This window comes from Salinicola salarius, from assembly GCF_002179555.1.
Classification (GTDB): Bacteria; Pseudomonadota; Gammaproteobacteria; order Pseudomonadales; family Halomonadaceae; genus Salinicola; species Salinicola salarius_A.
This window is the reverse complement of the sequence record NZ_NHOU01000003.1, coordinates 123,790-140,072: the sequence shown is the minus strand read 5'-3', so window position 1 is coordinate 140,072 and position 16,283 is coordinate 123,790. Positions and strand designations below refer to the sequence as shown.

General features: G+C 64.4%; 16 protein-coding genes. 9 read left to right on the top strand and 7 right to left on the bottom strand.

The window, feature by feature from the left end; translation table 11 throughout:
- Positions 1-46: 46 nt before the first annotated feature.
- Positions 47-712 carry an N-acetylmuramate alpha-1-phosphate uridylyltransferase MurU gene (murU, locus tag CCD76_RS03895; RefSeq protein ID WP_087718242.1) on the bottom strand — a complete coding sequence of 222 codons (666 nt, stop codon included), beginning with the start codon at positions 710-712 and terminating at the stop codon, positions 47-49.
- Positions 709-1,740: an aminoglycoside phosphotransferase family protein gene (locus CCD76_RS03890; RefSeq protein WP_087718241.1), complete on the bottom strand. Its 1,032-nt coding sequence runs from the start codon at positions 1,738-1,740 to the stop codon at positions 709-711. The genes murU and CCD76_RS03890 overlap by 4 nt, the downstream gene beginning before the upstream one ends.
- A gap of 369 nt (positions 1,741-2,109) precedes the next feature.
- Between CCD76_RS03890 and CCD76_RS03885 the strand changes: the two genes are divergently transcribed.
- The 8 genes from CCD76_RS03885 to CCD76_RS03850 all read left to right on the top strand — a co-directional run bounded on the left by CCD76_RS03885 (position 2,110) and on the right by CCD76_RS03850 (position 10,558).
- Positions 2,110-4,575 carry an LPS-assembly protein LptD gene (locus CCD76_RS03885; protein ID WP_087718240.1) on the top strand — a complete coding sequence of 822 codons (2,466 nt, stop codon included), beginning with the start codon at positions 2,110-2,112 and terminating at the stop codon, positions 4,573-4,575.
- An 89-nt stretch (positions 4,576-4,664) separates the two neighbouring features.
- Positions 4,665-5,624, top strand: a complete 960-nt coding sequence (locus CCD76_RS03880; protein WP_087718239.1) for a peptidylprolyl isomerase — start codon at positions 4,665-4,667, stop codon at positions 5,622-5,624.
- Entirely contained in the window at positions 5,624-6,631 is a 1,008-nt protein-coding gene (gene pdxA, locus CCD76_RS03875) for a 4-hydroxythreonine-4-phosphate dehydrogenase PdxA (protein WP_087718238.1), read from the top strand. Before CCD76_RS03880 ends, pdxA begins: the two co-directional genes overlap by 1 nt.
- Positions 6,632-6,646: 15 nt before the next feature.
- Positions 6,647-7,492, top strand: coding sequence for a 16S rRNA (adenine(1518)-N(6)/adenine(1519)-N(6))-dimethyltransferase RsmA (gene rsmA, locus CCD76_RS03870; RefSeq protein ID WP_087718237.1), 846 nt, complete (start codon positions 6,647-6,649; stop codon positions 7,490-7,492).
- Positions 7,489-7,872: a Co2+/Mg2+ efflux protein ApaG gene (gene apaG / locus CCD76_RS03865; RefSeq protein WP_087718236.1), complete on the top strand. Its 384-nt coding sequence runs from the start codon at positions 7,489-7,491 to the stop codon at positions 7,870-7,872. Before rsmA ends, apaG begins: the two co-directional genes overlap by 4 nt.
- Before the next feature lie 106 nt (positions 7,873-7,978).
- A complete protein-coding gene (locus CCD76_RS03860; protein WP_087718235.1) occupies positions 7,979-8,833 on the top strand; it encodes a symmetrical bis(5'-nucleosyl)-tetraphosphatase in 855 nt (284 codons plus the stop codon).
- Positions 8,834-8,869: 36 nt separating this feature from the next.
- Positions 8,870-9,196, top strand: a complete 327-nt coding sequence (gene glpE / locus CCD76_RS03855; RefSeq protein ID WP_087718234.1) for a thiosulfate sulfurtransferase GlpE — start codon at positions 8,870-8,872, stop codon at positions 9,194-9,196.
- Between the two features lie 180 nt (positions 9,197-9,376).
- A complete protein-coding gene (locus CCD76_RS03850; protein ID WP_087718233.1) occupies positions 9,377-10,558 on the top strand; it encodes a polynucleotide adenylyltransferase in 1,182 nt (393 codons plus the stop codon).
- Here the strand turns inward: CCD76_RS03850 and CCD76_RS03845 are convergent.
- Positions 10,553-11,125 (bottom strand): hypothetical protein, encoded by a 573-nt coding sequence (locus CCD76_RS03845; RefSeq protein WP_087718232.1) that lies wholly within the window; start codon positions 11,123-11,125, stop codon positions 10,553-10,555. The two genes, CCD76_RS03850 and CCD76_RS03845, sit on opposite strands and share 6 nt — an antisense overlap.
- 13 nt (positions 11,126-11,138) lie before the next feature.
- Positions 11,139-12,485, bottom strand: coding sequence for a GntT/GntP/DsdX family permease (locus CCD76_RS03840; RefSeq protein ID WP_087718231.1), 1,347 nt, complete (start codon positions 12,483-12,485; stop codon positions 11,139-11,141).
- Between the two features lie 207 nt (positions 12,486-12,692).
- Between CCD76_RS03840 and CCD76_RS03830 the strand changes: the two genes are divergently transcribed.
- Positions 12,693-13,250, top strand: coding sequence for a gluconokinase (locus CCD76_RS03830; RefSeq protein WP_256961088.1), 558 nt, complete (start codon positions 12,693-12,695; stop codon positions 13,248-13,250).
- Positions 13,251-13,271: 21 nt separating this feature from the next.
- Here CCD76_RS03830 and CCD76_RS03825 read toward each other — a convergent pair whose 3' ends face one another.
- The 3 genes from CCD76_RS03825 to CCD76_RS03815 all read right to left on the bottom strand — a co-directional run bounded on the left by CCD76_RS03825 (position 13,272) and on the right by CCD76_RS03815 (position 16,194).
- Positions 13,272-14,279, bottom strand: coding sequence for a LacI family DNA-binding transcriptional regulator (locus CCD76_RS03825; protein ID WP_179208834.1), 1,008 nt, complete (start codon positions 14,277-14,279; stop codon positions 13,272-13,274).
- A 120-nt stretch (positions 14,280-14,399) separates the two neighbouring features.
- Positions 14,400-15,329: a lysine exporter LysO family protein gene (locus tag CCD76_RS03820; protein ID WP_087718228.1), complete on the bottom strand. Its 930-nt coding sequence runs from the start codon at positions 15,327-15,329 to the stop codon at positions 14,400-14,402.
- A gap of 133 nt (positions 15,330-15,462) precedes the next feature.
- Positions 15,463-16,194 carry a hypothetical protein gene (locus tag CCD76_RS03815; protein ID WP_087718227.1) on the bottom strand — a complete coding sequence of 244 codons (732 nt, stop codon included), beginning with the start codon at positions 16,192-16,194 and terminating at the stop codon, positions 15,463-15,465.
- Positions 16,195-16,283 lie beyond the last annotated feature (89 nt).

Sequence of the window (16,283 nt, the reverse complement as noted above, 5' to 3'; positions counted from 1 at the left end):
GAGGGCAGGATAACATTCCCGGCGCTCGCTGGTGATGTCCGCGCCGTCATGACTGCAGCCTGGCTTCCAGTTCGGCCAGCCGTTCCGGGGTGCCGACATCGACCCAGTCGCCGCGATGGTGCCAGCCGCCGACGTGGCCGGCCTGCATGGCCTCGGTCAGCAGCGGCGCCAGCCTGGCGACCGTGCCGACTGGCAGGTCGGCAACCAGTTGGGGGTGGATGACACCCAGGCCGGCATAGATCAGACGCGGTTCGCCCTCGGCATGCAGACGGCCGCGGGCATCGAGGTGAAAGTCGCCGCGACGATGGAAGTCGGTAGTGTTCACCATCACCAGCGAGGCCAGGTCGCCTTCGGTCAACGCCAGCCGCTCGAGGGGGAAGTCCGTCCAGACATCGCCGTTGACCAGCACGAAAGGCGCCTCGCCGAGCGCGGGTAACGCCTGGCGCAGGCCGCCGGCGGTTTCCAGCGGTGCCTCTTCGACGCTGAAGGTGAGCGAGACACCGTAACGGTCGCCGTCGCCGAGCGCATCGATGATCTGCTGCGCCCGGAAGCTGACATTGATCACGATGTCGCAAATTCCCGCCGCTGCCAGGCGTTCGAGATGATGGACGATCAGCGGCTTGCCGGCGACCGGCAGCAGCGGCTTGGGGCAGTGGTCGGTGAGCGGGCGCATGCGGGTGCCGAGGCCGGCGGCGAGAATCATCGCCTTCATGAGTCGCCTCCGCCGCCGTTGGCCGCGCGGTGCTCGGCCAGGCGCGCTTCCATGGCCGGGCGATAGCTTTCACGTAGCCAGGCGTGGAAGTCGCCGAGGGCGGGCAGTGCTTCCAGTCCGTCGTCGAGATGCGCGTAGAAGTGGGGCAGCCATTCGAGATAGCGCGGCTTGCCGTCGCGCAGGCAGAGCCGGCAGAACTGGCCGAGGATCTTGAGCTGGCGCTGGGCGCCGATCGCCTCGACGCTCGTGCGGAACGCTCGGGCGTCGATGTCAGGTGCGATGCGCCCCGCGGCGAGGCAGCGCTGGCGGAAGCCTTCGATCCAGTCGTCCATCTGCTGGCGCGACCAGCGATGGTAGCGCCCCCGCAGCAGCGAAATCAGATCGTAGCCGAGCGGCCCGGCCAGCGCGCCCTGGAAATCGATGATCCACAGCCGGTCCTCACGGATCATCAGGTTCATGGCGTCGAAGTCGCGGTGCACGGCGACGGTGGGGAGTCTGGCGATGCTGTCGAGCAGATGGCGCTTGACCTCCGGCCACTGTGGCGGCGTTTCGATCCCGAGCCAGCGCGTCAGGCCCCAGTCGGGGAAGCGGTCCATCTCTTCCTCGAGAAACGCGGGCTCGTAGCGCGGCAACGAGGAGAACGGTGCGCGCTGTTCGATGGCGTCGAGCAGGTCGAGCGCCTGCGCGGTGCCCGCCCGCGCGCCGGCATCGGTATCAAAATGGTGATGCAGGCTATCGTTGCCGAGATCGTCGAGCTCGATGAATCCCTGCTCGAGATCAATGGCATGGATCGTTGGCACCGGCAGCCCTGCGGCGTGCCATTCCCGGCCGATGGCCACGAAGGGGCCGCTATCTTCCAGCGTCGGCGGCGCATCCATGACGATCCGGGTGGTGGCGTCGGGAAAGGTGACACGGCAGTAGCCGCGCAGGCTGGCATCGCCGGCGACCGCTTCCCATCGGCAGGCATCGGGTGAAAGACGGTGCTGGGTGGCGATCCAGTGACGAAGGGAGTCGAGGCGCAAGGTCATGCAGGCTTCCGGTCGTGATGATGGGGCGTTTCGATGCGTCGCCGCGGCCAGCTCGCGTGGCGAGTTGACGGGCCGGAGATGGCACCGCATGCTGGGCCCTAATCTGGGTGTGCCGTGCGCGTCGTCGATGCATCGTTCGTGCAGGGCGATACGTTTTCGAGCGTGATGGCGAGACCATCGAACGGCGAGACATCGAACGGCTGTCATCAGTGTGCCGCGTTTGGCCGGCATCGCCAAATCGAAAGGTGCCGTCGAATTCGATGTAATGGACGCGGTAGATACTCGGACGGTTCAACAAGGAATGGCTTCGCGGCAACTCCCGTCGAGGTCTGTATAATACCGACTCCACTCGGCAAGGACACAGAGGACATGGGCAAGCGACTGGTCTGGACTGCCCTGACTGGCCTGATTTCATCGACGGCCCAGGCGGCGCCCCCCGCACCGTTACCCGCGGATCAACTGGATTGGGCGCCATGGGGCGATCAAGCGCCGGCCGGCGCCCTGTGTGGTGGCCGCTATATCGAACCGGGCTATTTGCTGCCCGAAGGCAAGACCCCCGAAGAGGTGCTGTCCGACTCGGCATCGGCCGAGTACGGCAACGACGGTGAAACCATCCTGGGCGGGAACGTCGTGCTGCGGCGCGGCGAGAGCCAGCTGGAATCGCCGCGAGTTAGCGTCAATGCCGCGCGCGACACGGCATTCGCCGAAGGACCGCTGGCCATTCGCTATCCGGGCATGCTGGTACGTGGCGAAGAAGGCCAGGTATCGCTCGACAGCGATGCCGCGCGTATCGATGACGCGCACTACGTGGTTCACGATCAGCGGATTCGAGGCGACGCCCAGTCGATGCAGCGTCTCGCCGATGGCCGCTACCGCATGCGTGAGGCCAGCTTCACTACCTGCGCACCGGATAGCCGGCTATGGCGTCTGGTGGGAAGCGACGTCACCATCGATCGCGAGCAGGGGTTCGGCACCGCATCCAACGCGCGGCTGGAAATGGGAGACGTCCCCGTCTTCTACTGGCCTTGGGTGCGTTTCCCTATCGATGATCGGCGTCAAAGCGGCTTTCTATGGCCGACGATGGGAATCTCCAGCGACGGTCTCGATTACAGCCAGCCCTACTATCTCAACCTGGCGCCCAATTACGACGCCACGATCACGCCGCGGGTCATCTCCGATCACGGCTTCATGCTGGGTGGCGAATTCCGCTATCTGTTCGGCAGCGACCAGGGCTCGATCGAAGGCTCCTACCTGCCCAACGACAACGGTGGCGAGAGCGACAACCCCAACGATCCCGACGACGCCTTCGACGGCGAGGATCGCTGGTACGTCGATTACAGCCACTACGGTCGGTTCACCGAACGGCTGGATTACGCCATGCGCTACGGCGCCGCGAGTGACGGGCGCTACTTCGATGACTTCGGTCGCGACTTCGGCGAGCAGGATACCGAGTATCTCGAACGCCTGGCGCGGCTGAGCTATCAAGGCACGACCTGGAATCTCGATGCGCGGGCGCAGGGCTACCAGCGGATGGACTACCCGCTGGACGAGGACGACCGTCCTTACTATCAGTTGCCGAGCCTGACCGCCAACGCGCGCTGGCAGCAGGACAACGGCTTCTACCAGGAGTGGAACTCCAACGCGACCTACTTCTGGCGCGATCTGCAAGGCGTCGACAGCGACGGCTTCTGGGAAGACGAGGAAACCGGCAACACGCGTCGCATACTGCTGCGCGAAGCGGCCAACGGTACGCGCGTCAACCTGACGCCGGCCATCGGCTGGCGTGCCCAGCCCAGTTGGGGCTTCCTCGAGCCGCGCTTCCAGCTCTGGCAGACCAATTACGAGCTCGACTACGGCAACCGGGATACCGACCGCGACGAGAGTCTGTCGCGCACCGTGCCGGTGTACTCGGTCGACTCCGGGCTGATCTTCCAGCGCGACGTGTCGCTGTTCGATAACGACTGGAAACAGACCTTCGAGCCGCGTCTCTACTACGCCTACGTGCCCGAGCGCGACCAGTCGGAGTTCCCGGAGTTCGATACCGACGAGCGTTCGGTCTCCTGGAGCCAGCTGTGGTCGCCTTACCGGTTCACGGGCGCCGATCGCGTGGGAGACGTCAACAAGCTCTCTTATGGGGCCTCGACGCGCTTCCTCGAGGACGATACCGGCCGTGAGCGGCTGTCGCTCTCCGTGGGGCAGAGTGCCTACTTCTCCGATCGCAACATCGACATTGAAGGCGATCCGGATACGTTGCCGGACAAGGAAACCAACTACGAGGACTGGTATCGCGCCACCCGCGATCGTTCGCCGGTCATCACCCAGCTCGATTGGCGCATCAACGACCAGTGGCGCTCGCGTTACGAGTGGTTCTACGATCCCGATCGTTCCACCACCGAACGAACGTCGGCGTATCTCCAGTATCTGAGTCCTGTCGGTCACGTAGTGAACCTTGGCTACCGTTGGCAACTCCAAGGGTTCGATCCCTCGGGTTATGCGGAGGATCGTCTGGGCTACGACCGGGAAGATTTCGACGTGTCGTTCGCCTACAAGGCGACGTCGTCCCTGGATCTGATCGGCCGCTACCTCTACGACAATACCAACAGCCGCGATCTGGAAACCCTGGCCGGTGTCCAGTTCAACAGCTGCTGCAGCGCGGTGCAGGTGGTATGGCGCGAATGGGTCGAGGACAATCACACTGCCAACACCATCGAAGACGATTACACCGACCGAGGCCTGTTCCTGCGTTTCGTGTTCAAGGGGCTGGGCGGCGTCGGTCAGGAAGCCGACAGCTACTTCGCGCAGGCCGTGCCGGGTTACGAAGCGACGCAGTTCTGACGAAACCGGGCCGGCGAGAGATCGCAGTCAATCAATGTTTACGGCGAGCCCGAGCGGCTCGCCGCTCCATCAAAGCAAGAGAGGTAGGCATGCGTCCTAGAGTATGGATCCCCCTGGCGCTGGTAATGCTGCTGTCGCCGTTGTCCGCGATGGCGGAGGTGGTGCCGCTGGATCGTATCGTTGCCGTGGTCAACGACGATGCCATCATGCACAGTCAGCTCGAAAGGCGTGTCGTCCAGGCGCGCGACCAGCTGCAGGCCAACAATATCCCGATGCCGCCGGGACAGGCGCTGGAGCGTCAGGTGCTGGATCGCATGATTGTCGAGCAGATCGAGCTGCAGATGGCCGAAGATGCCAATCTGAGCATCGATGAAACCCAGCTCAACAGCACCATGCGTGGCATTGCCGAAAACAACGGCATGAGTCTGGACGAGTTCGCCAATACGCTGGAACAGCAGGGCCAGAGCCTGGCCGAAGTGCGCGAGCAGGTTCGGCGCGAGCTGCTGATTCGCCAGGTACAGCAGAGCCGGGTCGCCAGCAGGGTCACGGTGTCGGATCGGGAGGTCGATCGTTTCCTGAGCCAGCGCAGCGAAAACAGCAACGTTGCCTACCATCTCGCTCAGATCCTGGTCGCCGTGCCCCAGTCGCCGACGCCGGATCAGGTCACCCAGGCGCAGGCGGAGGCGCAGAAGCTCTATCGGCAGCTGCGGGATGGCGCCGACTTCCAGCAACTCGCCGTGGCCGAGTCCGACGACGCCCAGGCGTTGCAGGGGGGCGATCTCGGCTGGCGCCAGTCGGCGCAGATTCCCACCATCTTCTCCGACGTCATTCCCGATCTCTCTCCGGGAGAAGTCAGCGAGCCGATCCGCAGCCCCAGCGGCTTCCACCTGGTCAAGCTGATCGAGACCCGTGGCGGTGACAGTGGCCAGATGAGCCGGGAGCAGGCCAGCCAGGCGATCTTCCAGCGCAAGGTGAGTGACGAGCTCGAGGCGTGGACGCAGGAAATCCGTGCCAGCGCCTACATCGACAACCGTCTCGACCGGAACTGATGACATTGCCGGTACTGGCATTGACCACCGGCGAACCGGCCGGTATCGGTCCCGAGCTCGCCCTGGCGGCGGCGCGGGACTGGCAGCAGCTGGATGCAACGGTAGTCGCCGTCGGCGACCCGGACCTGCTGGCCGAACGGGCAAGGCGGCTGGGCTGGTCGGTCGAGCTCGACGTGCTAGCTCCCGGCGATGCATTGCCGGCGCCAATCAATGGCCGGCTGCCGGTCTGGCCGGTGTCGCTGGCAGCGCCCTCGACGCCAGGACGGCTCGATCCCGCCAACGCCGGTTACGTGCTGAAGACGCTGGATGTCGCCATCGAGGCCTGTCAGCAGGGCATCGCCGATGCGATGGTGACGGCGCCGCTGCACAAGGGCGCGATCATCGAAGGCGGGCATGTCGGCTTCACCGGACATACCGAGTATCTGCGTGACGCCTGCGGTGCCGAGGAGGTGGTGATGATGCTGGCCACCGAACGCACCGCCAGGCCGCTGCGGGTCGCCCTGGCCACCACGCATCTGCCGCTCTCCCGGGTCTCCAGCGCGATCACCGGCCCCGGCCTGATGCGTGTCGGCCGGATCCTGGCGGCCGAGCTGGAGCAGCGCTTCGACATCGCGTCGCCGCGCATCCTGGTCTGCGGGCTCAACCCCCACGCCGGCGAGGATGGCCATCTGGGCCGCGAGGAGATCGAGGTCATCACGCCCGCGCTGAACCGACTGCGCGAAGAAGGGCTCGACCTGATCGGGCCGTTACCGGCGGATACGCTGTTCACGCCGCGCCATCTCGATCACGCCGATGCGGTGCTGGCGATGTATCACGACCAGGGCCTGCCGGTGCTCAAGTATGCCGGGTTCGGGCAGGCCGCCAATATCACGCTGGGGCTGGGCATGGTACGGACCTCCGTCGATCACGGCACCGCACTCGATCTTGCCGGCACTGGCCTGGCCGATGTGGGTAGCCTCCGGGTGGCACTGCAGGTGGCCCGCCAGATGACGGCCCGCGTTCACTGAAGGAATTCGTTTTTCATGTCTACACGCTCCTCCGACCGTTCTCCGATGCCGCGTGCCCGGAAGCGTTTCGGTCAGAACTTTCTCCGCGATAGTGGAGTGATCTCCCGCATCGTGCGTGCCATCGCCCCGCGTAGCGGCGATCGCCTGATCGAAATCGGCCCCGGCCAGGGCGCGTTGACCGGCCCGATCCTCGAAGCGGCCGGCGCGCTGGAAGTGATCGAGCTCGATCGCGACCTGATCCCCGGATTGCGGGTGCAGTTCTACGACTACCCCGATTTCAGGATTCACGAAGGCGACGCGCTCAAGTTCGATTTCCACGCGTTGTCGCAGCAGGATGGCAGGCCGTTGCGGGTGGTGGGCAACCTGCCCTACAACATCTCCACGCCGCTGATCTTCCATCTGCTGGCCGCGCGCGGCGCCATCCAGGACATGCACTTCATGCTGCAGAAGGAGGTCGTCGAGCGCCTCGCCGCCGAACCCGGCGGGCCGGACTGGGGGCGACTGTCGGTGATGACCCAGTATCACTGCGCGGTCGAATCGCTGTTCATCGTGCCGCCCGGCGCCTTCGTGCCCCAGCCCAAGGTGGACTCGGCGATCGTGCGATTGACGCCCTATGCCGAGCTGCCGTCGCCCGCTCACGACGAGGCCCATTTCGCCGACGTGGTGCGGGTGGCATTCGGCCAGCGGCGCAAGACGCTGCGCAACAATCTCAAGGGGGTGATCGACGCCGAGGCGCTGGAGTCGCTGGGCATCGACCCCGGCCGCCGCCCCCAGACGCTGCGCGTCGAGGAGCTGGTCGCCATCAGCAATCACCTGACAGGCAGCGCGACGAGCCACCCAGTGACGGAGAAGACCTCATGAGCGAGACGACACCAGACATCACGGTCGACGTCGAGCCAGCGTTTCGCGAGGACGAATCGTCGCCCAACGACAAGCGTTTCGTGTTCAGCTACACGGTGACCGTTCACAACCATTCCGACCGCAGCGTGCAGTTGCTGTCGCGCTACTGGAAGATCACCCAGGGCCACGGCAAGGTGCAGGAAGTGCGTGGCAACGGCGTGGTCGGCAAGCAGCCGACGATCACCGCCGGGCACAGTTTCCGCTACACCAGTCGCGCGGTCATCGAATGCCCCGTCGGCGTCATGCAGGGCAGCTATACCTGCATCGACCTGTCCACCCAGGCCTCCTTCGACGTCGCCATCGCGCCGTTTCGGCTGGCCGGTCCCAACCAGATCCACTGATCGAGGCGGTCGAATCGACCATCTCGGCCGCGTCTCGAACGGCAGCGAATCGCCGCTCCCGATCGCACCATCAATACGAGATCGCACCACCGACACGAGGAAGCGCATGGCGACCTACGCAATCGGCGATCTGCAGGGCTGTTACGCCGAATTCGAAGCCCTGCTCGAACGTCTCGACTTCTCGCCCTCGCGGGATCATCTGTGGCTGGCGGGCGACCTGGTCAATCGCGGCCCGGACTCGCTCGGCTGCCTGCGCAGGAGCGTCGCCCTGGATGGCGCCGCCAGCGTGGTGCTGGGCAATCACGATCTTCACCTGCTGGCGGTGGCGCGAGGCCACGGCAAGCTCAAGCGCAACGACACCCTGACGGACATTCTCGAAGCCCCGGACCGCTCGGAGATGCTCGAATGGCTGCGCGGCCAGCCGCTGCTGGTCGCCGATCGCGAGCGGGGCCCTGTCAAAAATGGCTATGTGATGACCCACGCCGGCCTGTTGCCGCAGTGGTCGCTCGCCGAGGCTGCCGAACTCGCTGCCGAAGCGGAAGCGGTCCTGCGCGGCGACGAGGTGGATGCGTTCCTGAGCGTGATGTACGGCAACCGTCCGGCCCGGTTCACGCCCGAGCTGACCGGCGAGGATCGGATTCGAGCCATCGTCAACGTCTTTACCCGCATGCGCTTCATCGCCGACGACGGCACGCTGGACTTCGCTGCCAAGGAGGGGCTGGACAGCGCCCCGGCCGGTTTCGCGCCCTGGTTCACCTATCCGCGTCACGATGAACTTGCCGGCGGTGGCAGGCTCACGCTGCTGTTCGGCCACTGGGCGGCGCTGGAAGGTCGCACGCCGGGAGCGCGAATCAACGCGCAGGCGTTGGACACCGGTTGCGTATGGGGAGGATCATTGACCGCACTCGATCTCGACAGTGGCGAACGGATCGCCGTGCCCGCCGCCGCTTCAAGCCGTTGAGCTGTACGCTAGTCACCATTCTTTCAGGAGCGACCCATGACCCAGTCTTTCGAACATCTCGACCCGGCGACGCTGGCGCAGTGGCTGAGCGAGGGGCGCCCGTTGCAGCTGGTCGACATCCGCGATCCGTTGAGCTTCGCGCAGGGGCACATTCCCGGCAGCCGCCATCTCGACAACACCACGGTGGCGGAACTGGTGGACAACACGCCCAGCGAAACGCCGCTGGTGGTGGTCTGCTATCACGGCCACTCCAGCCAGCAGGCCGCGGGCTGGCTGGCGGGGCAAGGCTTCGACGAGGTTTACAGCCTGGATGGCGGCTTCGTGGATTGGGCGCATCGTCGGCCCGAGAGCGTCGAACGTTAGGGAACCACTGCATAAATGCCTGCACGAGCGAATCGCTACGTTGCGCGGTACTCGAAGACTCGCCTAACCCCATGTTATGTCTCGTCTTCTGTGTGCCGTGCGCCTTGCGCCTCATCTCGTTCGCCTATTTATTCAGCGCTTCCTTAGGTTTTCGCCCCGCACTGACTACGGAGCCAGACGATGAGTACGCAACCCGATTCGCGTCTCGACCCTCAAACCGATCCCAGGCTCGACGGGCTGGAGGTCTATCTCGTGGGCGGCGCCGTCCGCGATGCCCGCCTGGGCTGGCCGATCGGCGACCGGGACTGGGTCGTGGTCGGCGCGACGCCGGAAGCGATGCGTCAGCGCGGGTTCAAATCGGTCGGCCGGGACTTTCCGGTCTTTCTCCATCCCGACACCCACGAGGAGTACGCGCTGGCCCGCACCGAGCGCAAGCAGGGGCGCGGCTATACCGGGTTCGAGGTCCACGCCAGCCCCGACGTGACGCTGGAGGCCGATCTGGCGCGGCGTGATTTCACCATCAATGCGATGGCCGAGACGCCTGCCGGTGAACTGGTCGACCCCTACGGCGGCGCTGCCGATCTCGAGGCCAGGCAGCTCCGGCATGTTTCGGCCGCCTTCGTCGAGGACCCGCTGCGGGTATTGCGAGCGGCCCGGTTTCTGGCCCGCTATCGCAAGCTGGGTTTCACCATCGCCCCGCAGACGATGACCCTGATGCGCCAGCTCACCGACAGCGGCGAGATGTCGTACCTGGTTGCCGAGCGCGTCTGGACCGAGACGCACAAGGCGCTGGGGGAAGCCGATCCCGCTGCCTATTTCCAGACGCTGGAATCCTGCGGCGCCCTGGCGGAGCTGATGCCGCCCCTGTCGACCCCGACGTTGGAACAGGTGCTGGCGCGACTCGAGCACGTCCCCGACGCATCGGCTGCCTACCCGCTGACGCTCTGGCGCTGGGCGCGGCTCGGCGAGCACCTGCAGGACGACGAGCAGTCCCGGCTCAACGACGCCGTCAAGGCACCCAATGCGTTCCGTGATGCCATGCGGCTGGCAGCGCTGTCCTACCGGTTGCGCCAGCAGATCGGTGGGCAGCGGCCCGGTGTCGAAACGGACCATGCCGGCACGATCATGGCCTGGCTCGACGCCATCGATGCCTGGCGACGCCCCGAACGGGTCGCGCCCTTGCTGGCCCTGATCGCCCACGACGACGGCAGCCTGGCGGACGATCTGGTGCTGGCCTGGCGGCTTGCCTCGCAGATCGTGCCGAAGGCGCTGCTCGACGAAGGCTTTCGCGGGCCGGCGCTGGGCGAAGAGCTATCCAGACGGCGGAAGGAAACAGTGCGGGAAGCGCTGGGAACGTCATAAGGTCGTTGGCCCGATGTCGGTCCGGTCCATGGAAAACGCCTGATTCATGAAAGACGCCTGATTCATGAAAGACGCCTGATTCATGAAAGACGCCTGATTCATGAAAGACGCCTGATTCATGAAAGACGCCTGATTCATGAAAGACGCCTGATTCATGAAAGACGCCTGATTCATGAAAGACGCCTGATTCATGAAAGACGCCTGATTCATGAAAGACGCCTGATTCATGAAAGACGCCTGATTCATGAAAGACGCCTGATTCATGAAAGACGCCTGATTCATGAAAGACGCCTGATTCATGAAAGACGCCTGATTCATGAAAGACGCCTGATTCATGAAAGACGCCTGATTCATGAAAGACGCCTGATTCATGAAAGACGCCTGATTCATGAAAGACGCCTGATTCATGAAAGACGCCTGATTCATGAAAGACGCCTGATTCATGAAAGACGCCTGATTCATGAAAGACGCCTGATTCATGAAAGACGCCTGATTCATGAAAGACGCCTGATCCATGAAAAACGCCCGCTGCGGAAAACTCTCCACAGCGGGCGTCTTGTATCGCATGGCGCGTGTCGGGTCAGACGAACAGCCCGATGATCAGCGACATGACCAGCCCGACCAGCCCGATGATGGTCTCCATCACCGTCCAGCTTCTCAGGGTCTGCGCTTCGGTGAGGCCGAAGTAGCGGTTGACCAGCCAGAACCCGGAGTCGTTGACGTGGCTCAGTACCGTGGCGCCGGAGGCGATCGAGATCACCAGCAGACCGAGCACCGGGCCGTCGAGGTTGAGCGTGGTGATGACCGGCGCCATCAGGCCGGCAGCGGTAATCATCGCGACCGTGGCCGAACCCTGAATCACGCGCACCGCGGTGGAGATCAGGAACGCCAGCAGGATCGGGGGCAGGGCGCTTTCGGCCATGATGTTGCCCATCACTTCGCCCACGCCGGAATCGATCAGCACCTGCTTGAAGACGCCGCCGGCCCCGGTGACCAGAATGATGATGCCGGCCGGCTCCAGCGCCTTGGTGGCGACTTCCATGACCTGCTCCCGCTTCATGCCGCGGCGCGTGCCCAGCAGCGTGAAGGCAAGCAGCGTGGCCAGCGTGAGTGCCACGAACGGGTGGCCGAGGAAGGTTAGGGCGGCCAGGACTGGGCTCTCTTCCGGCAGGATCACGCCGGAAACGGTGTTGAGCACGATCAGCGCCAGCGGCAGCAGGATGATCGACAGGATCAGCTTGAAGCTGGGCAGGCCTGTGGTATCGATATCATTCTTCGGCAGCTCCATGTAGTCGGGGATCTGCGCATCGATGCGCTTGCCGATCCAGCGCCCGAATAGCGGCCCGGCGATGATCATGGCCGGCAGGCCAGCGATGGCGCCGAATAGGATCACGTAGCCGAGATCGGCACCGATCAGCTTGGCGACGGCAATGGGGCCCGGCGTCGGCGGAATGAACGAGTGGGTCACGGCGAGACCCGCCAGCAGCGGAATGCCGTAGTAGAGCAGCGAGCGACCGGTGCGACGCGTCAGGGCGTAGATCAGCGGCACCAGGATGATGAAGGCGACATCCAGAAACACGGGAATTGCTACCAGAAAACCGGTGACGCCCATCGCCCACTGCGAACGGTTTTCGCCGAACTTGTCCAGTAGCGTATTGGCCAGCCGGTCGACACCGCCGGAGACCTCCAGCATCTTGCCGAACATGGCGCCAAGCCCGACGACGGTCGCGACGAACCCCAGCGTGCCGCCCATGCCTTTCTCGACGGTATCCAGCAGTTCCTCGACATTCATGCCGGTGGCCAGCCCGACCAGGCCACTGACGACGAGCAGGGCGACGAAGGCGTGCAGGCGCAGCTTCATGACCAGATAGAGCAGCACGATGATGCTGCCCAGCGCGGCAAGGATCAGGGATGTTGGGCTATCCATGTCAAACGAATTCCTTGGTGAGAGCACACGGTGCCAAGACGGGATATACGCCCTTGGTGGCGTTGTGCTTCGCGGTGGAGTTGGCGAAAATGAATGTTACCGGTAACAGCTGGATCTCAACAATGCGCCTAAAGGTGTAGAGACAACCGTGGCCGAATCGGTTTAGGCCGATAGGCGAGTCAGCAAACGAAACGGCACGAATCATACATGCAACAATCGGAAGGCAACGTCATGGACGCAAAGATGGGTCAGCGCATCGTCGTGATGGGCGTATCGAGCTGCGGCAAGACCGAAGTCGGGCAGCGGCTGGCGACCGCGCTGGGTGGGCGGTTCCTGGACGGAGACGATTACCACTCGCCGGAGAGCGTCGCCAAGATGTCTCGCGGCGAGCCCCTCGACGACGATGATCGGGCCGGCTGGCTCGAACGGCTGGCGTCGTTTCTGGCCGAAGCCAGGGCGCAGGGCGAAACGCTGGTCATCGGCTGCTCGGCGCTCAAGAAGCGCTACCGCGATACCCTGCGCAAGGGCGACGAGGCGTTGACGTTCGTTCACCTCGCCGGCAGCCGCGAGCTGCTGCTGCAGCGCATTCAGTCGCGTCAGGATCACTTCTTCAAGGGCGAGGCGATGCTCGACAGCCAGCTGGCGACACTCGAGGCGCCGGGCGATGACGAAGCCGTCACCGTCGATATCGCCGGCACTCTCGATCAGGTAGTCAACGAAGCGGTGTTGAGGCTCGAGAAGCGCTTTCTCGCCGCCGAGAGCTGAAGTCTGGAGGCGTGATGTCGGTCACAGACTGCCGCCACGCCGAATCCGGAACCCCAGGTTTTCGCTGGTGGATTGCAGCGGCGCGCCCTGAAGGCGTGCCAGCAGGCGTCTGGCGATGGTGTCCCCGATGCCGCGCCGGGGCGTGACGACCGTCGCCAGTGGCGGCGCGGTCGCCTCGGTGATGTCCAGCCCGTTGAAGCCGGCCAGGGCCAGCTGATCCGGCACGTTGAGGCGGCGACGCTGGCATTCGAACAGCGCCCCCGCGGCCAGGTCGTCGTTGCCACAGAAGATGCCCTCCAGATCCGGCCAGCGCTCCAGCATGGAAGCCAGCATCTCCCCGCCCAGCCGATAGGAAGACGGATGCGGCGTCGTCAGGCAGCGCTCGGCCGACAGCCCCGCCTGGCGCATGGCCGCCTCCCACCCTGCCATGCGCAATTGCGCCCGATAATCCATGCGTGCGCCCAGAAAGCCGATCTTTCGGTGGCCCCGATCGAGAAAGGCCTGCGTCATCGCCTTGCCGGCTTCGTGCTGATCGAGCCCGACATTGATATCCAGCGGCGTCTCGGTCAGCTCCAGCGTCTCGACCACCGGCACGCGCGCGCGGGCCAGCAGGCGACGGGCGTGGTCGGTGTGGCGGGTGCCGGGAAGAATCAGCGCCTCGACGCCATAGCTCAGGTAGGTGTCGATCAGCCGCTCTTCCTCGAGGATCGAGTAGCCGGTATGGCCAATCAATACCTGATAGCCGGCCTGGCCCAACCCTTCCTCGATCCCGCGCTGGATTTCCGAGAACACGGCGTTGGAGAGCGAGGGGATCAACAGCGCGACACTGTGCGACCGCCCGCTGGCCAAAGCCCCGGCGGAGTGGTTGGGGATATAGCCGAGTTCGTCGATGGCGGATTCGATGCGCAGTCGCAGCGCCGCGGAGACGAGATGCGGCTCGCGCAGGGCGCGCGATACCGTGATCTTGGTAACGCCGACGCGTTCGGCAATATGCTGCAGCGTCACGCGTCCTGAAGAACGACGTGGCATGGAGATCCCCGCAAATCGATTATTCTGTCCGGTGTTACCGGTAACTTTCGGGGGAGATTATCATGCCGGGGCTGGCGAGCACCCTAAGCCCATGGTCGTAGAGAACAGCGTCGACGCGGGTCAGAACGACAGCAGCAACAGAATCAGCGGCGGCGACAGCAGCGACAGCAGAAAGCCGCTGACGATGGCCAGCGGTACGCAGGTAATGCCGCCATACTGCTGGATCACCGGCAGGCTGACGTCCATGGAAGTGGCGCCGGCGTAGCCGATCGCCAGCGGCACGGCGCGCCGAATGAACAGCGGCACCAGCAGGAAGGCGAGCAGCTCGCGGGCCAGATCATTGAAGAAGGCCGCGCCGCCGAGCACCGGCCCGAGCTGGTCGCCGATCAGAATCCCCGACAGCGAATACCAGCCGAACCCGGCCGCCATCGCCATGCCCTGATTCCATGGCAATTGCAGCAGCGGTGCCGCGATCAGCCCCGCCAGCATCGAACTCAGGAACACCGTCATCGCGATGGCCAGCCCCAGCCGGTTGAGCAGGATCTGGCGCAGCCCCAGCCCGGAATTGCGCAGCTGGCAGCCGATCAGGAAGAGCAGGGCATAGAGCGCCCAGGTCGCCAGCGTTTCCGCCAGCGAGGCCAGATGCCAGCCCAGGAGCTGGGCGCCCGCGCCCAGACAGACGCCGAGAAGCACCACGCCCGCCAGTTGCAACGAACCCAGCATCGCCTGCAGCTTGCCGGCTGGGGCCGCGCTGCCTTCGCCGTACGCCTGCGATTTTCGACGGGCCAGTCGTCGGCGGGCGAGCCAGGCCAGCGCCAGCAGGTTGATCGGCGTGATCACCAGAAACAGCGTCAGCGCGGTCGTCCCGATGCGCGACAGCTGGCCAAGCAGATCCTCGAGCCCGCCGAGGCTGATGCCCATCAGCAGCAGGATCACGTAGACCGAGGCACTGACGCCGCGATCGATGGCCTGACGAATTCCTGTCCGCCGCACGGGAATGAGATAGCCCACGATCAACGGCAGCAATATCCACAACAGACCCAGCAGCATGATTTCCCCCGAGCGAACCTGTAGCGCATCGGCGATGACGCGCCACGAAAAAACGGACGCCGATGAATCGGCGTCCGTGATTGGCTAAAGACTCTAGAGGATGTGGGATAAAGAGGGAAGAAGAGCTGAACGGTTATTGCTCGGCAGTGCTTCTTGCGGCGTTGTCCGCGGCGTCGCTCAGCCGATCCAGTGTCAGATCGGTCAACGTCAGGTGGCTGCGCGCTTCATCCTTCTTGACGTAGCGCATCTCCAATAGCAGACCCGGTATCTCTCGGTGGAAAGTGAAGTAGATATGGCGGTCGCGCTTGTCCGGATCCCAGGTATCCACGGTAACGCCGGGAAACGTGCCGGCCGGCGTCTCGATATCGCTGCGGTCGGTCACGCGATAGAAAAGCCGCTCCGTCTTGCCCTTATGGTTCTGGTAGTCGAGTTCGCAGGGCGACACCTGCGGGTTGGCGCAGCGAGCGTCAGGCGCCTTGCGCGACAGCTCGAACAGAGCAGTCTGGCGATCCGGCAACGCCTGCAACTGATCCTTGTCCAGATGGTAGTCGTCACCGATGCCGACCAGCGAATACGCGCTGGTGTAGTCCAGCGCCTGCACCCGACCGCCATCCAGCCGGAACTGGCCCCGTTCCTCGCCGCTGGCGACCTTGATGCTGGCGCGCATGTCGCTCTCCCATACCTCGCCGGGGGAGGAGACATCGTCCTGGCGCGACAGCGTATGGGTGATCGTCGCATCCGGCCAGCCGCTGATATCGAGCCGGTAATGGGCGGTGAACGGCGTCGGTGCGGCAAGTGCCAGCGAGCTGGCAGCCGTCAGCAGCAGCGTGGCAAGGGTCTTGATCGTTAGAAATCGGTATGACATGAACATCCTTGAAAGCGAATCGGTGATCTGTCCGTATCAGACGCCGATCGAGGTGAGACGTTCCGGGATGCAGATTGGCTTTCTCAATT

Bases quoted from the DNA above. Each gene is read 5' to 3' on its own strand.
- murU (WP_087718242.1), bottom strand. From the start codon at position 712: ATGAAGGCGATGATTCTCGCCGCCGGCCTCGGCACCCGCATGCGCCCG.
- CCD76_RS03890 (WP_087718241.1), bottom strand. From the start codon at position 1,740: ATGACCTTGCGCCTCGACTCCCTTCGTCACTGGATCGCCACCCAGCAC.
- CCD76_RS03885 (WP_087718240.1), top strand. From the start codon at position 2,110: ATGGGCAAGCGACTGGTCTGGACTGCCCTGACTGGCCTGATTTCATCG.
- CCD76_RS03880 (WP_087718239.1), top strand. From the start codon at position 4,665: ATGCGTCCTAGAGTATGGATCCCCCTGGCGCTGGTAATGCTGCTGTCG.
- pdxA (WP_087718238.1), top strand. From the start codon at position 5,624: ATGACATTGCCGGTACTGGCATTGACCACCGGCGAACCGGCCGGTATC.
- rsmA (WP_087718237.1), top strand. From the start codon at position 6,647: ATGTCTACACGCTCCTCCGACCGTTCTCCGATGCCGCGTGCCCGGAAG.
- apaG (WP_087718236.1), top strand. From the start codon at position 7,489: ATGAGCGAGACGACACCAGACATCACGGTCGACGTCGAGCCAGCGTTT.
- CCD76_RS03860 (WP_087718235.1), top strand. From the start codon at position 7,979: ATGGCGACCTACGCAATCGGCGATCTGCAGGGCTGTTACGCCGAATTC.
- glpE (WP_087718234.1), top strand. From the start codon at position 8,870: ATGACCCAGTCTTTCGAACATCTCGACCCGGCGACGCTGGCGCAGTGG.
- CCD76_RS03850 (WP_087718233.1), top strand. From the start codon at position 9,377: ATGAGTACGCAACCCGATTCGCGTCTCGACCCTCAAACCGATCCCAGG.
- CCD76_RS03845 (WP_087718232.1), bottom strand. From the start codon at position 11,125: ATGCGATACAAGACGCCCGCTGTGGAGAGTTTTCCGCAGCGGGCGTTT.
- CCD76_RS03840 (WP_087718231.1), bottom strand. From the start codon at position 12,485: ATGGATAGCCCAACATCCCTGATCCTTGCCGCGCTGGGCAGCATCATC.
- CCD76_RS03830 (WP_256961088.1), top strand. From the start codon at position 12,693: ATGCAACAATCGGAAGGCAACGTCATGGACGCAAAGATGGGTCAGCGC.
- CCD76_RS03825 (WP_179208834.1), bottom strand. From the start codon at position 14,279: ATGCCACGTCGTTCTTCAGGACGCGTGACGCTGCAGCATATTGCCGAA.
- CCD76_RS03820 (WP_087718228.1), bottom strand. From the start codon at position 15,329: ATGCTGCTGGGTCTGTTGTGGATATTGCTGCCGTTGATCGTGGGCTAT.
- CCD76_RS03815 (WP_087718227.1), bottom strand. From the start codon at position 16,194: ATGTCATACCGATTTCTAACGATCAAGACCCTTGCCACGCTGCTGCTG.